The following is a 13,716-nucleotide window of genomic DNA, read 5'->3' on the forward strand; positions in this document are numbered from 1 at the left end:
CCGCGCGGCGGTTCAGACCGACGCGCGGACGGCGGCGGCGATGTCGGCCGGCGTTCCGTGCCACGGAGCGCCGTGCCCCGGCAGCACCCAGGACGCCGAGACGGCCGCCAGGCGGTCGAGGGAGGCGAGCGCCTCCGCCGGCTCGTCCGTGAACGGCGCGGGCTGCGCACCGGTGCGCCCGGTGAGCACGTGACGTGTCGTCAGAGCGTCGCCGACGAACACGGCATCGACGGCCGGGACGTGCACGGCGATGCTGCCCGGCGAGTGCCCCGGCATGCCGATCACGACCGGCGCGCCGGGCAGGTCGAGGACCTCGCCGTCCGCGACCTCGACCACATCGGCGACGTGGTGCGTGCGCAGCGCGTTCTTGCGGATGCCGTAGGCGAAGAACCCGAGCGTCGGGCCGAGCCGCGCCGGCCCCATCGAGGTCTTGGGCTTCTCGCCGGTGCGGACGCGATGGCTGTCCGCGGCATGGATGGACACCGGCACGCCCGCTTCCCGACGCAGGCGCTCGGCGAAACCGATGTGGTCGCTGTCGCCGTGCGTCAGGACGAGGCCGCGGATGTCGGACAGCGGGCGCCCGAGATCGGCCAGTTCGCGCTGCAGGTCGTGCCAGTGGCCGGGGAGACCGGCGTCGATCAGGGTGATCCCCTCGGGCAGGTCGACCAGGTACGAGGCGACGATGTCGTTGCCGAGGCGGTGCAGGTGCGGTGCGAGCTTCATGGCGATCCTCTCGGGATGTTTGCGATGGCTACGTTACGTAGCTATCATGGCTATTGTCAATAGCCATCGAGGAGGGCGCGATGCCGACACCCGAACGCACGTCGATCGAGGAGATCGTCTCGGCCGGACGCGAGATCCTGGAGACGACCGGTCCCGCCGGCCTCACGATGCAGGCGGTCGCGACACGCGTGGGCGTGCGCGCACCCTCGCTGTACAAGCGGGTGCGCGATCGGGATGCCCTGCTGGCCGCGGTCGCCGCCGCGTCGATCGACGCGCTCACGGCACGGCTGGAGGCGGCGGGCGACGACCTGACCGCCCTCGCGAACGCCTACCGCTCGTTCGCGCACGAGCACCCGGAGGGCTTCCGCATCATGTTCACGGTGGCAGCCCCGCACGACGCCCTCGAGCGCTCGGCGGCGCCGCTGATCCACGCGGCATCCGCCCTCGTCGGGGAGGACGACGCCCTCGACGCGGCACGATTCCTCACCGCCTGGGCGACGGGCTTCCTGCAGATGGAGCTCTCCGGCGCCTTCCGACTCGGCGGCGACGTGGACCGCGCGTTCGACTACGGCCTACGGCGGCTCCTCGCCGGCCTCACGGACTGAGGCCGCCCCCGCCCCGACCCTCCCCCGCGCACCGAACCGGAATGCTGCCACACTGAGCGGTGGGAGGGGTCCATGAGCATCGACGCGCACGCCGAAGAGTCCGCACGCCCGAAGAAGGCCCGAAAGCCCTGGCACCGGACGAAGGTGGCGCTCGGGATCATCGTCGCCGTGGTCGCCGTGGTCGCGCTCATCGGAGCACTCACGCCGTGGCCCTCGGCCATGGTCATCCGGGCGGTGTTCACCAAGGGCGGCGACGACACCGCCGCCGAGATGGACCGGCACGTGCCCGACACGAAGCTCTCGGTGCAGAAGGACGTCGCCTACGGCGACGACGGCGCGGACACCACGATGGACGTCTTCCGGCCGGCATCCGCGACCGGCCCGCTGCCCACCGTGGTGTGGATCCACGGCGGAGCCTGGATCTCGGGCGCGAAGGAGAACGTCGACCCGTACATGCGCATCCTCGCCGCCGAGGGATACACGACCATCGCGGTCAACTACACGATCGGCCCGGAGGGCGTGTACCCCCTCGCCGTGCAGCAGCTCGACACCGCCCTCGCCTACATCGACGAGCACGCCGAGGAGCTGGGCGTGGACGCGAACCAGATCGTGCTCGCCGGAGACTCCGCCGGCGGACAGCTCGCCAGCCAGATGGCCACCCTGATCACGAGCCCCGACTATGCCGAGATCATGGACATCGCCCCCTCTCTCAAGCCGGAGCAGCTGGTGGCGACCGTCCTCAACTGCGGCGTGTACGACCTGTCGGCGCTCGCGCAGCTCGACGGCATCGCCGGATGGGGATTCAAGTCGGCCATGTGGGCGTACTCGGGCACCAAGACCTGGGCGGAGGACTCCACCGGCGCGACGATGTCGACCATCGACTGGGTCACCGCCGACTTCCCTGCCACGTACATCTCGGGCGGCAACGGCGACGGGCTCACCTGGCTGCAGTCGATCCCGATGGCCCAGCGCCTCGACGAGCTCGGCGTCGAGGTGACGACCCAGTTCTGGCCGGCGCCGCACGAGCCGCAGCTGCCCCACGAGTACCAGTTCCACCTCGACCTGCCCGATGCGCGGACCGCGCTGCAGAAGACCATCGACTTCCTCGACACGCACACGACCCGCTGACGTCGCCCTTTCCTCTGCCGCACGAACATTTCACACCTGTGACGAGCGCCACGGAAGTGATATGTTCGGCGCATGCACACCGAGAACGAACGCGCCCTCGAGTCCGGCATCGTCACCGACCTGTCGGGCCGGATGACCTACGGGTCGTACCTGGCGCTGGACCAGCTGCTCACGGCGCAGCATCCGGTGAGCGAGCCCGAGCACCACGACGAGATGCTGTTCATCATCCAGCACCAGACGACCGAGCTGTGGCTCAAGCAGCTCCTGCACGAGCTCTCCTCCGCACGGGAGCTGCTCGCGCGCGATGACCTGCGCGAGGCCCTCAAGCGCATCGCCCGCGTCAAGCGCATCCAGGACGTGATGACGCAGCAGTGGTCGGTGCTGGCGACCCTCACCCCCACCGAGTACGCGCAGTTCCGCGGCGCCCTGGGCAACTCGTCCGGGTTCCAGTCGGTGCAGTACCGCGCCGTCGAGTTCGCGCTCGGCAACAAGAACGAGAAGATGCTCAAGGTCTTCGCCGACCACCCCGCCAACCTCGCGCTGCTCACCGCCGAGTGGGAGAAGCCGACGCTGTACGACGAGTTCCTGCGCTTCGCCGCCCGTCGCGGACTGCCGATCCCCACCGAGATCCTCGAGCGCGACGTGCGCGAGCCGTACCGCGAGACGCCGGGGCTCGTTCCCGCGATCCGCGAGATCTACCAGGACCCGAGCCGCTACTGGGACCTGTACGAGGCGTGCGAAGACCTGGTCGATCTGGAGGACAACTTCCAGTTCTGGCGCTTCCGGCACCTCAAGACCGTGGCCCGCACGATCGGCATGAAGGTCGGCACCGGCGGCTCCAGCGGCGTGGGCTTCCTGCAGCGCGCCCTGGACCTGACGTTCTTCCCCGAGCTCTACACCGTGCGCACCGAGATCGGCAGCTGATGCGAGCCGCCACGTTCTTCGACGGCGACGGCTGGCGCGAGGGCGTCGCCGAGGTCGTCGACGGGCGCGTGCGGCTGCGCGCCGAGACCCCGGCGGCCGGACTCCCGCGGCTCGACGGCGTCGTCACCGGCGGCTTCACCGACCACCACGTGCACCTGCAGCTCGTCGACCACGCGCTGCTGGCCGCTTCGCTGCTCGGGCGGGTGGTCGACCTCGGCGGGAACCCCGGGGTGCTGCACGATCTCGCAGGACGCCTCGTCTCGCCCCGCGTCGACTTCGCGGGGGCTTTCCTCACCCCTCCGGGCGGCTACCCCTCGGATCGCTCCTGGGCTCCGGCCGGATCCGTGCGCGAGATCCCGGATGCGGATGCTGCCGCCGACGCGGTCGCCGAGATGGCCGAGGCCGGCGCCTCCTGCCTCAAGGTCGCCGACAACAGCACGGCAGGACCCGTCTTCCCGGACGCGCTCCTCCGCACGATCGTCGAGCTCGCGGCGGCCCGGAAGCTGCCGGTCGTGGTGCACGCGGAGGGACCCGGCGAGGCGCAGCGCGCCGCCCGCCTCGGGGCAGCCAGGCTCGCGCACGCCCCGTTCAGCGAGCGCCTCGACGACGCGGAGATCGCCCTCCAAGCCTCGTCCCTCGCGTGGATCTCGACCCTGTCGATCCACGACGGCGCCGACCGTGCGACCGCCATCGACAACGTCCGACGCTTCCATGCGGCGGGCGGCACCGTGCTCTACGGCACCGACATGGGCAACGGCCCCACCCCCGTCGACCTGAACCAGAGCGAGATCGCGGCCCTGCGCGCGGCCGGACTCGACGACGACGCCCTCCTGCGCGCGCTCGCCCCGGTCGACCCCCTCGACCCCGCCTCCCTCCTGCTGCTCCTCCCCGGTCGCGCCTCCGCGACCGCCGACATCCGCAGCGCCCGCCCGCTCACCCCCGCCGACCTGAAGGTGTGACATGACCGCTCCCCGTGAATCCGACCCCCGCGACGCCGCCCTGCTCGATGCGGCCCGCGCCCTCGACGCGGCCGATCCGCTGCGCGGCCACCTGGACGCGTTCGCCGAGGCCCCCGGCGTGACGGCCTACCTCGACGGCAACTCGCTCGGCCGTCCCCTGCGCGACGCCCCGGAGAAGCTCGCGGCGTTCGTGCGCGAGGACTGGGGCACGCGGCTCATCCGCTCCTGGGACGAGCAGTGGATGGCGCTGCCGATGGAGCTCGGCGACCGCATCGCCCGCACAGCCCTCGGCGCCGCGGCCGGTCAGACCGTCGTCGCCGACTCGACCAGCGTGCTCATCTACAAGCTCATGCGCGCGGCCCTCGGACGGGCCGAGGGAACCGATGACGGAGGGACACCCCGCACGGAGCTCGTGATCGAGGCGGGCAACTTCCCCACCGACCGGTTCCTCGCCGAGGGCGTCGCCGCCGAGACGGGGATGACGCTGCGGTGGATCGAGCCCGACCCGGTGTCCGGCGTCACGGTCGCGGACATCGAGGCGGTCGTCTCCGAGGGCACCGCCCTGGTGTCGCTGAGCCACGTCGACTACCGCTCCGGTGCTCTCGCCGACATGCGCGCGATCACGGCATCCGTGCACGAGGTCGGCGCGCTGATGATGTGGGACCTGTGCCACTCGGCGGGCGTCGTCCCGATGCAGCTCGACGAGTGGGGCGTCGACATGGCCGTCGGCTGCACGTACAAGTACCTGAACGGAGGGCCGGGCTCCCCCGCCTTCGCCTACCTGCGCCGCGATCTCCAGGGCGTGCTGCGCCAGCCGATCCAGGGGTGGTGGAGCGCGGCCGACATCTTCGCGATGGGCCCGGAGTATGTCCCGTCCGACGACATCCGCCAGCTGCTGAGCGGCACCCCGCCGGTGACCTCGATGCTCGCGATGCAGGGGATGCTCGACCTCATCGAGCAGTCCACGATCGAGGGCGTGCGGGCGAAGTCCCGGTCGCTGACCGACCTCGCGGTGCGCGCCTACGACGAGGTCCTCGCGCCGCTCGGCGTGCGGCTGCTGAGCCCGCGGGACGCCGATCTCCGCGGCGGTCACGTGACGATCGGCCACCCCGACTTCCGTGAGGTCACGCGCCGGCTGTGGGCCGAGGGCATCATCCCCGACTTCCGCTTCCCGGACGGCATCCGCCTCGGACTCTCCCCGCTGAGCACCTCGCACGTCGAGACGATCACGGGCGTGCTCGCGGTGCGCGACGCCCTGGAGTCCGGTGACTTCTGACCGCGGGGATGCACCCGTCCTGGACGACATCGATGCGCGTCCCGGCAGCACCGCCTCGCTGCTGCGGACGCTCGTCGGCGTCTTCCTGCGCCCGCTCGGCGGGTGGATCTCGGCGGCCGACCTGGTCACGCTCGCGGGTGAGCTGGGCATCCCGCCCGCGCAGGCCCGCACGGGCATCACCCGACTCAAGCAGAAGGGACTGCTGCTCGCCGAGCGCGGCGACGCGATCGGCTACCGACTGAATCCGGCCGCGGTCGGGATGCTGGAGCGCGGTGATCGCCGCATCTTCGAGATGCGCGAGATGACGGACGCGGATCCGTGGTGCCTGGTGTCGTTCTCGATCCCCGAGAGCGCGCGGAGCGTGCGGCATCAGCTCCGCCGTCGGCTGCAGTGGATCGGCGCGGGAGTCGTCTCGCCCGCGCTGTGGATCTGCCCCGGGCACCTCCGGGACGAGGCCGCACAGATCCTCGAAGAGCTGGATGCCCGCCGCTGGGCGACCCTCTTCCAGGCGTCCGCCCCCGCGCCGGCCGGCACGCTCGTCGACGCCGCGGCGCAGTGGTGGGACCTGGAGGCGCTGCGCTCCGACCACCTCGCCTTCCAGGCCTCGCTCGACGCGCTCCCCGCCGAGCCGTTCGCTGCCTATGTGCAGCTCATCGACCGGTGGCGGGTGCTGCCCTACACCGACCCCGGGCTGCCCCCGTCGATGCTGCCGGATGACTGGCCGGGACGCCGCAGCTTCGACGAGTTCGCCCGCCTGTCCGCGGCTCTCGCCGAACCCGCGTGGGAGCGCGTGCGCGACCTCAGTCGTGCAGACGGGCCGTCGTCGCCCTGACGACGAGACGGGTCGGGAGCGTGACGTGCGTCTGCTCGACCTCTCCCCCGCCGAGGAGCGTGAACACCATGTCGGCGGCGACGGCGCCGAGCCGCTGCATCGGCTGACGGATGGTCGTCAACGGCAGCGCCCGCCGGGACGCCTCGGGCACGTCGTCGAAGCCGATCACCGAGAGGTCCTCCGGCACCCGCAGCCCCAGATCGTGCGCGACGTCGATCACCGCGATGGCCGACAGGTCGTTCGCGGCGAACACCGCGGTGGGGCGCGCGGGGCCCGCGAGCAGCACCCGGGCCGCCTCCCTCGTCGTCTCCAGCTCGTAGCGGCCCAGCCGGATCAGCGACGGATCGACCGGGATGCCCGCGTCGGACAGCGCCCGCCGGTAGCCCGCGTCACGCAGCCCGGCGGAGCGCAGGTCGGGTCGTCCGCCGAGGAACCCGATCCGTCGATGGCCGAGTTCGATGAGGTGGCGGGTCGCCGTGAGGGCGCCGCCGAAGCTGTCCGACTCCACTGTCGGCAGATCGGCGCGGCCGGTGTGCGGGTCGATCGCGACGACCGGGATCTCGGTGGCCGCGCTCACGACCGTCGGCGTCACCATGATGGCCGCGTCGATCAGCGTGCCAGAAAGACGACTCAGCGAGCGGCGCTCCCATCCTTCGCTGGCGCCGTGTCGGGAGCCGCTGTACGCGAGGAGGTCGAAGGCAGTGTCGTGCATGGCGGCACCGACACCCTTCAGGATCTCGGCGCTGAACGGCTCGAAGTCGGCGAGGAGCACGCCGACGACCCCGGTCCGACGCGCGCGCATGCTGCTCGCGACCAGGCTGGACTCGTAGCCCAGCTCGCGCACCGCATCGAGCACCCGCTGCACGGTGGCATCCGCGATCCCGTAGCGCCCGTTCACGGCCTTGGAGACGGTCGACACCGACACCCCGGCCGCCCTGGCGACGTCGTGGATCGTCGTTCTCCCGCTCATGACTGGTCAGCGTAGACCTCTGGGACGGCCAGAAGGAAACTGTTTTCGAAAACGTTTGACGGCTCTGTCTCCCGCCAGAAGACTGCTACCCACCGCGACCTCGCCCGAGCCGTCGTGGGGCGCCCGCACCGACGCGGCGCGCAACTCTCGATGAGGAGAACAATCACATGATCAGCAGAAGGCTCCCCCTCGCCTCCGCGGCGGTTCTCGCCGTCGGGGCACTCGCCCTCTCCGGCTGCACGGCGAACGACTCCGGCGACGACGGCGGCTCGACCAGCATGACCCTCTGGCACAACTCGACGACCGGCCCCGGGGTCGATTTCTGGAAGCAGACCGTCGCCGACTACGAGAAGGAGAACCCCGGCGTCACGATCGACATCCAGTCCATCCAGAACGAGGATCTCGACGGCAAACTGCAGACCGCGCTCAACTCGGGCGACGCCCCCGACATCTTCCTGCAGCGCGGCGGCGGCAAGATGGCGGCCATGGTCAAGGCCGGCCAGCTCAAGGACCTCACCGACGTGATCAGCGGACCGGCCGCCGAGGAGATCCCGGATGCCGCGTACTCGGCGAGCAGCCTGAACGACAAGATCTACGCGATGCCGATCGCCGTGCTCCCGGGCGGGCTCTTCTACAGCCAGGACCTGTTCGACCAGGCGGGGATCACCGAGAACCCCACCACGATGGCCGAGCTGGAGGCGGCGACCGGGGCCCTGCGCACCGCCGGCGTCGAGCCCATCGCCCTCGGCGCGAAGGACGCATGGCCCGCCGCCCACTGGTACTACTGGCTCGCGCTGCGCGAGTGCAGCCCCGACACGCTCGCGAAGGCCGCCGACGAGGGCGACTTCAGCGACGACTGCTGGGCGCGTGCCGGTGAAGACCTGCAGGACTTCGCAGCGACCGAGCCCTTCAACTCGGGATTCCTCACGACCACGGCGCAGCAGGGCGCCGGCAGCTCCGCCGGCCTCATCGCGAACCACCAGGCGGCGATGGAGCTGATGGGCGCCTGGGATCCCGGCGTGATCGGCTCGCTGACCCCCGACCAGAAGCCGCTCCCCGACCTGGGCTGGTTCCCCTTCCCCGAGATCGAGGGCGGAGAGGGACTCCCCGGATCGATGATGGGCGGTGTCGACGGCTTCTCGTGCTCGGTCGACGCCCCCGCCGCGTGCGGCGACTTCCTGAACTACCTGGGCACGTCCGAGGTGCAGACCGCGTACTACAAGGCGTTCAACGCCCCGCCCGTGAACACGGTGGCGCAGGAGGCGGTCACCGAGCCGTACCTGAAGACCATCCTGGAGACCTACAACGCGGCCCCTTACGCGTCGCAGTGGCTCGACACCGTCTACGGACAGAACATCGGCAACGCCCTGAACGTCGCCGTCGTCAGCATGCTGGCGGGACAGGGAACACCGGAGGACATCGTCAAGGCTGTCAAGGATGCCGCGGCGAAGGCGTGAGGCGACCGCCCGGCTGGAAGTGCTCCTTCTGGCCGGGCCCGCCCTGCTCGTCTTCCTCGCCTTCGTCATCTTCCCGGTGCTGATGGCCGCGTTCTACGGCTTCTTCAGCTGGCAGGGATACGGACCGCCGACGGAGTTCGTCGGCCTGAAGAACTACCTCACAATCCTGCAGGACCCGCTCTTCCACGACGCCCTCACGCACAACGGGATCATCCTCGTGATGTCGCTCGTGCTGCAGGGGCCGGTCGCGATCGCGCTGGCGCTGCTGCTGAACCGGCGGATGCGCGGGCAGTCGCTGATCCGCGTGCTGATCTTCGTCCCGTACGTGATCTCCGAGGTGGTCGTCGGAACCGGCTGGAGCCTGATGCTCCAGACCAGCGGCGCCTTCAACGCCCTGCTCACCGACATGGGGCTCGGCTTCCTGGCGAACGACTGGCTGTCCGATCCGAGCATCGCCATCTGGACCCTCATGGCGATCATCACCTGGAAGTACGTGGGCTTCGCCGTCATCCTCTTCCTCGCGGGCCTCCAGGGGATCCCCGAGGAGCTGTTCGAGGCGGCGGCGATCGACGGCGCCTCGTACTGGCAGATCCAGCGGCGCATCACGCTGCCGCTGCTGGCACCGACGCTGCGCATCTGGGCGTTCCTGTCGATCATCGGGTCGCTGCAGCTCTTCGACCTCGTGTACATCATCTGGGGGCAGTACATCGCCTCCACCGCCGGCACCTCGACCATGGCCACGTACATGGTCTCCGAGGGGCGCAACGCCGGCAACTACGGATACGGGAACGCCGTCGCGGTCGTGCTCTTCCTGATCTCCCTCGTCGTCGCCCTGATCTATCAGCGGGCGGTCCTGCGACGTGACACCCAGGGCGCGCTGACCGGATCCTCCACCCGACGGAAGAAGAAGGACCGATGACTACCACCTCCGTAATCGTCACGCGCCCCCGCGGCCTCCGGGGGCGCGCACGCCCGCGGCTGCCCTGGGCGAACCCGGCGGTGTACTTCATCGCTCTGATCGCCGTCGGGCTGATGCTCGCCCCGATCGCGTACATCATCGTGGGCGGGTTCCGCACCAACGCCCAGATCACCGCCGACCCCGCCGGGCTGCCGCAGCCGTGGGTGTTCGCGAACTACCTCGACGTGCTCACGGGCGACATCTTCTGGCGCCAGGTGCTCAACTCGCTCGTCGTCGCCCTGTCGACCACGCTGGGCGTCGTCGCGCTCGGGCTGATGGCCGCGTACGTGCTCGCGCGGTATCGGTTCGCCGGGCGCGGAGTCCTCTACGCGTTCTTCGCCGCGGGTCTGATGTTCCCGCTGACCGTCGCGATCACACCGCTCTACATCGTGGTCCGCAGCCTCGGTCTCATGAACTCGCTGGGCGGGGTCATCCTCCCCCAGATCGCGTTCGCGCTTCCGACGACGATCATCATCCTGGTGCCGTTCCTGCGCGCGATCCCGGACGAGATCCAGGAGGCGGCGTTCATCGACGGATGCAGCCGCCTCGGCTTCTTCTGGCGGATGGTGCTGCCGCTCTCCCTCCCCGGGGTGATCACGACCGGCATCCTGGCGTTCATCGGGAGCTGGAACGGCTATCTGCTTCCGCTGTTCATCCTCAACGACGCCGCCTCCTTCACCTTGCCGCTCGGGGTGCAGTCGTTCGCCTCGCAGTACTCGGTCGACACCGCGAAGGTGCTGGCGTTCACCTCGCTGTCGATGATCCCCGCGCTGATCTTCTTCAGCCTGTTCGAACGGCGCATCGTCGGCGGTCTCACCGGCGCGGTCAAGGGTTGACCGCGCAGCCGGACCGCACGACCCCGCATCAGAAAGAGAGAACCGTGTCCCCTCACCGCCTTCCCCGCCTCTCCCCCCGCGTCGAGGCGCTCCTCGCGCAGATGACACTCGAGGAGAAACAGGCACAGCTCGTGGGGTTCTGGGTCGACCAGGGCGACGAGGTGGTGGCCCCGCTCGCGGGCGAGAAGAAGAGCTCGACCAGGTACGAGGAGGCGAGCGTGCACGGCATCGGGCACCTCACCCGCGTCTACGGCACCCGGCCGGTCGATCCGCGGGAGCGCGCGCACTGGCTGTGGGCGGAGCAGGGACGGCTGCAACGGGAGACGCGGCTCGGCATCCCGGCCATCGTCCACGAGGAGTGCCTCACCGGCCTCGCGGCCTGGCAGGCGGCGACCTTCCCGACGCCGCTGGCCTGGGGCGCCTCCTTCGACCCCGAGCTCGTGGAGCAGGTCGGCGCCGCGATCGGTGCCTCCATGCGGGCCCTGGGCATCCATCAGGGGCTCGCACCGGTCCTCGACGTGATCCGCGACCCCCGGTGGGGGCGGGTGGACGAGTGCATCGCCGAAGACCCGCTGGTGGTCGGAACGATCGGCATGGCCTATGTCCGCGGACTCCAGAGCGCCGGGGTCCACGCGACGCTCAAGCACTTCGTCGGCTACTCGGCCTCCCGCGCCGGGCGCAACCACGCCCCCGTGCACGCCGGGCCGCGAGAGATCGACGACATCCTCCTCCCTCCCTTCGAGATGGCCGTGCGGGAGGGCGGAGCCCGCAGCGTGATGAACTCGTACACCGACATCGACGGCGTGCCCGTCGCCGCGGACCCGCGCTACCTCACCGGGGTGCTGCGGGAGCGCTGGGGCTTCGACGGCGTCGTGGTGTCGGACTACTTCGCGGTCGACTTCCTGCGCAGCATGCACCGGGTCGCCGCGGACTCGGCCGACGCCGCACGACTCGCGCTCACGGCCGGCATCGACGTGGAGCTCCCCTCGCCGGACGCCTACCTCACCCTCGCGGATCAGGTGCGCGACGGTCGGCTGCCCGCCGCGGTCCTCGATGCGGCGGTCAGTCGCGTCCTCGCCCAGAAGGAGGAGCTCGGGCTGCTGGACGCCGACTTCTCGCGTCCGCCCACGGATATCGACCTGGACTCTCCCGCGCACCGTGCACTCGCCCGCCGACTGGCGGAGGAGTCGGTCGTGCTGCTGCACAACGACGCGGTCCTCCCCCTGGACCCCGCGACGGCCGCCCGCATCGCGGTGATCGGCCCCAACGCCGACAGCGTCGAGGCGCTGATGGGCTGCTACTCCTTCGTCAATCACGTCCTCGCGCATCACCCCGATACGCCGCCCGGGATCGCGCTGCCGACCGTCCTCGAGTCGCTGCGCACGGAGTTCCCGCACGCGGAGATCACCCACACCGCCGGATGCACCGTGGACGGTACCGAGCGCGACGGGATCGCCGGTGCGGTCGCTGCGGCGGACCAGGCGGACCTCGCGATCCTGGTGGTCGGCGATCGCGCCGGGCTCTTCGGCCGCGGAACGGTCGGCGAAGGGAACGACGTCGAGTCGCTCGAGCTCCCCGGCATCCAGCGCGACCTGGTCGAGGCGGTGATCGCGACCGGGACGCCGGTGATCCTGATCACCATGACCGGACGCCCCTATGTGCTGGACTGGGCGCTTCCCGCCCGCGCCGGAGCGGTCGGCGCGATGGTCGGCCTCGGCGCCGTGAACTCCCCGGCTCCGACGGCCGGGACCGCCGAGCCCGAGGCCGCCCGCCCCGTCGCCGTGCTGCAGACGTTCTTCCCGGGCGAGGAGGGCGGACCGGCGCTGGCGAGGGTGCTCAGCGGTCGCGTCTCGCCGTCGGGTCGGCTGCCCGTGTCGCTGCCGCGGTCGGCCGGCGCTCAGCCGTACTCCTATCTGCACCCGGTGCTCGGCGGTCGGGCCGACGTGACCAGCGCCGACCCGACGCCCGTGCGCCCCTTCGGCTTCGGGCTCACCTACACGTCGTTCGCGCACGAGGATCTGACGGTCGACCCGGTCGTCGCTCCCGGGGGACGGCTGCGCGCATCCGTCCTGGTCCGGAACACGGGCGGGCGCGAGGGCGTCGACGTCGTGCAGCTCTACGCCCACGACGAGGTCGCGAGCGTGACCCGCCCGGTCGCCCAGCTGCTCGACTTCCGACGGATCGCCCTGGCCGCGGGAGCCGAGGAGCGCGTGAGCTTCGACGTGCCGATCGAGCGCCTGTCCTTCACCGCCGTCGACGGCGAGCGCGTGGTCGAGCCCGGGCGGATCCGGCTGTGGGTGGGCGGCGCCTGCGACGACGAGGAGGCGGTCTCGACGTTCGAGATCGTCGAGACCGCCCCGATCGTCTGACGCGCTACCCGGCGACCTCGGCGAGGAACCCCGCGACGTGCTCCTGCAGGCGCAGGATGCGCAGGTCGCGGGCGAACTCTCGGTCGAAGCCCTGGTAGGCCAGCGGCGGCAGGATCCGCACGTTCCGGTTGCAGCCGAACTCGGCGCAGGTGAGCACGCCGACGCTGTCGCCCTTGCGCCCGGCGGGCCCGGCCTTGCGGGCGACGAACAGCTGGACGTCGTTGCGGAGCGTGACGTCTTCGCACCACGAGCACTGGGCTCTGGCGATCACACGCTGCTCGGCGCGCTGCAGGAAGACGCCGACCGGGGCGTCGTCGATCCAGGTGACGACGTAGGCCCGGCGGGGCATCTTCGGGTCGACCCAGCCGAGGAAGTCGAGCGGCTCGAAGTCGAGCTCGGCGAAACCGGGCGGCAGGGTGAGGTCGGAGACCTCCTTGCGGGAGGCGTTGAGGAAGGAGGCGCGGATGCCGCGCTCGTCGATGGGACGCATGGGAGTGGTGCTTTCGGAGTGGTCGCCGCGAGGGCGAGTCGATCGGAGGAAGGATCCCGGCGACGGATGCCGGGTACGACGCGACACCGGGGACGGGGGTTCCGCCTCCGGTGGGTCCTCAGCCTCTGTCCGCGGCGCGGAAGGCGCCTGCGGCTCCGTTCTGCGCCCCGAGGGCGCTCATCGACGACA

13 protein-coding genes are annotated in these 13,716 nt (G+C 70.9%); 10 read left to right on the forward strand and 3 right to left on the reverse strand.

Annotation, left to right across the window (positions count from 1 at the left end; translation table 11 throughout):
- Positions 1–12: 12 nt before the first annotated feature.
- Positions 13–723 carry an MBL fold metallo-hydrolase gene (locus MME74_RS14720; RefSeq protein WP_267415808.1) on the reverse strand — a complete coding sequence of 237 codons (711 nt, stop codon included), beginning with the start codon at positions 721–723 and terminating at the stop codon, positions 13–15.
- An 80-nt stretch (positions 724–803) separates the two neighbouring features.
- Here MME74_RS14720 and MME74_RS14725 point away from each other — a divergent pair, with 80 nt between their 5' ends.
- From MME74_RS14725 to MME74_RS14750, 6 genes are all read left to right on the forward strand, one after another.
- Positions 804–1,328, forward strand: a complete 525-nt coding sequence (locus MME74_RS14725; RefSeq protein ID WP_267415809.1) for a TetR/AcrR family transcriptional regulator — start codon at positions 804–806, stop codon at positions 1,326–1,328.
- A gap of 72 nt (positions 1,329–1,400) precedes the next feature.
- Positions 1,401–2,456 (forward strand): alpha/beta hydrolase, encoded by a 1,056-nt coding sequence (locus MME74_RS14730; protein ID WP_267415810.1) that lies wholly within the window; start codon positions 1,401–1,403, stop codon positions 2,454–2,456.
- Between the two features lie 72 nt (positions 2,457–2,528).
- Positions 2,529–3,380, forward strand: coding sequence for a tryptophan 2,3-dioxygenase (locus tag MME74_RS14735; RefSeq protein WP_267415811.1), 852 nt, complete (start codon positions 2,529–2,531; stop codon positions 3,378–3,380).
- Complete coding sequence (locus tag MME74_RS14740; protein WP_267415812.1) at positions 3,380–4,339, forward strand: hydrolase; 960 nt, start codon at positions 3,380–3,382, stop codon at positions 4,337–4,339. Before MME74_RS14735 ends, MME74_RS14740 begins: the two co-directional genes overlap by 1 nt.
- A 1-nt stretch (position 4,340) precedes the next feature.
- A complete protein-coding gene (locus tag MME74_RS14745) occupies positions 4,341–5,615 on the forward strand; it encodes a kynureninase (RefSeq protein WP_267415813.1) in 1,275 nt (424 codons plus the stop codon).
- Positions 5,605–6,447 carry a PaaX family transcriptional regulator C-terminal domain-containing protein gene (locus MME74_RS14750; RefSeq protein WP_267415814.1) on the forward strand — a complete coding sequence of 281 codons (843 nt, stop codon included), beginning with the start codon at positions 5,605–5,607 and terminating at the stop codon, positions 6,445–6,447. The genes MME74_RS14745 and MME74_RS14750 overlap by 11 nt, the downstream gene beginning before the upstream one ends.
- On the opposite strand, the gene MME74_RS14755 is transcribed toward MME74_RS14750, so the two are convergent.
- On the reverse strand, positions 6,416–7,417 hold the full coding sequence (locus MME74_RS14755; protein WP_267415815.1) for a LacI family DNA-binding transcriptional regulator: 1,002 nt from the start codon (positions 7,415–7,417) through the stop codon (positions 6,416–6,418). The genes MME74_RS14750 and MME74_RS14755 overlap by 32 nt on opposite strands.
- A 167-nt stretch (positions 7,418–7,584) precedes the next feature.
- Between MME74_RS14755 and MME74_RS14760 the strand changes: the two genes are divergently transcribed.
- The 4 genes from MME74_RS14760 to MME74_RS14775 all read left to right on the forward strand — a co-directional run bounded on the left by MME74_RS14760 (position 7,585) and on the right by MME74_RS14775 (position 13,037).
- Positions 7,585–8,874: an extracellular solute-binding protein gene (locus MME74_RS14760; protein WP_267415816.1), complete on the forward strand. Its 1,290-nt coding sequence runs from the start codon at positions 7,585–7,587 to the stop codon at positions 8,872–8,874.
- Positions 8,855–9,793 carry a carbohydrate ABC transporter permease gene (locus tag MME74_RS14765; RefSeq protein ID WP_267415817.1) on the forward strand — a complete coding sequence of 313 codons (939 nt, stop codon included), beginning with the start codon at positions 8,855–8,857 and terminating at the stop codon, positions 9,791–9,793. The genes MME74_RS14760 and MME74_RS14765 overlap by 20 nt, the downstream gene beginning before the upstream one ends.
- Positions 9,790–10,668 (forward strand): carbohydrate ABC transporter permease, encoded by an 879-nt coding sequence (locus tag MME74_RS14770; RefSeq protein ID WP_267415818.1) that lies wholly within the window; start codon positions 9,790–9,792, stop codon positions 10,666–10,668. Before MME74_RS14765 ends, MME74_RS14770 begins: the two co-directional genes overlap by 4 nt.
- 101 nt (positions 10,669–10,769) lie before the next feature.
- The gene (locus MME74_RS14775; RefSeq protein WP_267418586.1) at positions 10,770–13,037 is read left to right on the forward strand and encodes a beta-glucosidase family protein; all 2,268 of its coding nucleotides are present in this window, start codon (positions 10,770–10,772) and stop codon (positions 13,035–13,037) included.
- A 4-nt stretch (positions 13,038–13,041) separates the two neighbouring features.
- On the opposite strand, the gene MME74_RS14780 is transcribed toward MME74_RS14775, so the two are convergent.
- Complete coding sequence (locus MME74_RS14780) at positions 13,042–13,527, reverse strand: FBP domain-containing protein (RefSeq protein WP_267415819.1); 486 nt, start codon at positions 13,525–13,527, stop codon at positions 13,042–13,044.
- Between the last annotated feature and the right edge of the window lie 189 nt (positions 13,528–13,716).

The sequence above is a fragment of the Microbacterium oxydans genome (assembly GCF_026559675.1).
GTDB lineage: Bacteria > Actinomycetota > Actinomycetes > Actinomycetales > Microbacteriaceae > Microbacterium > Microbacterium oxydans_D.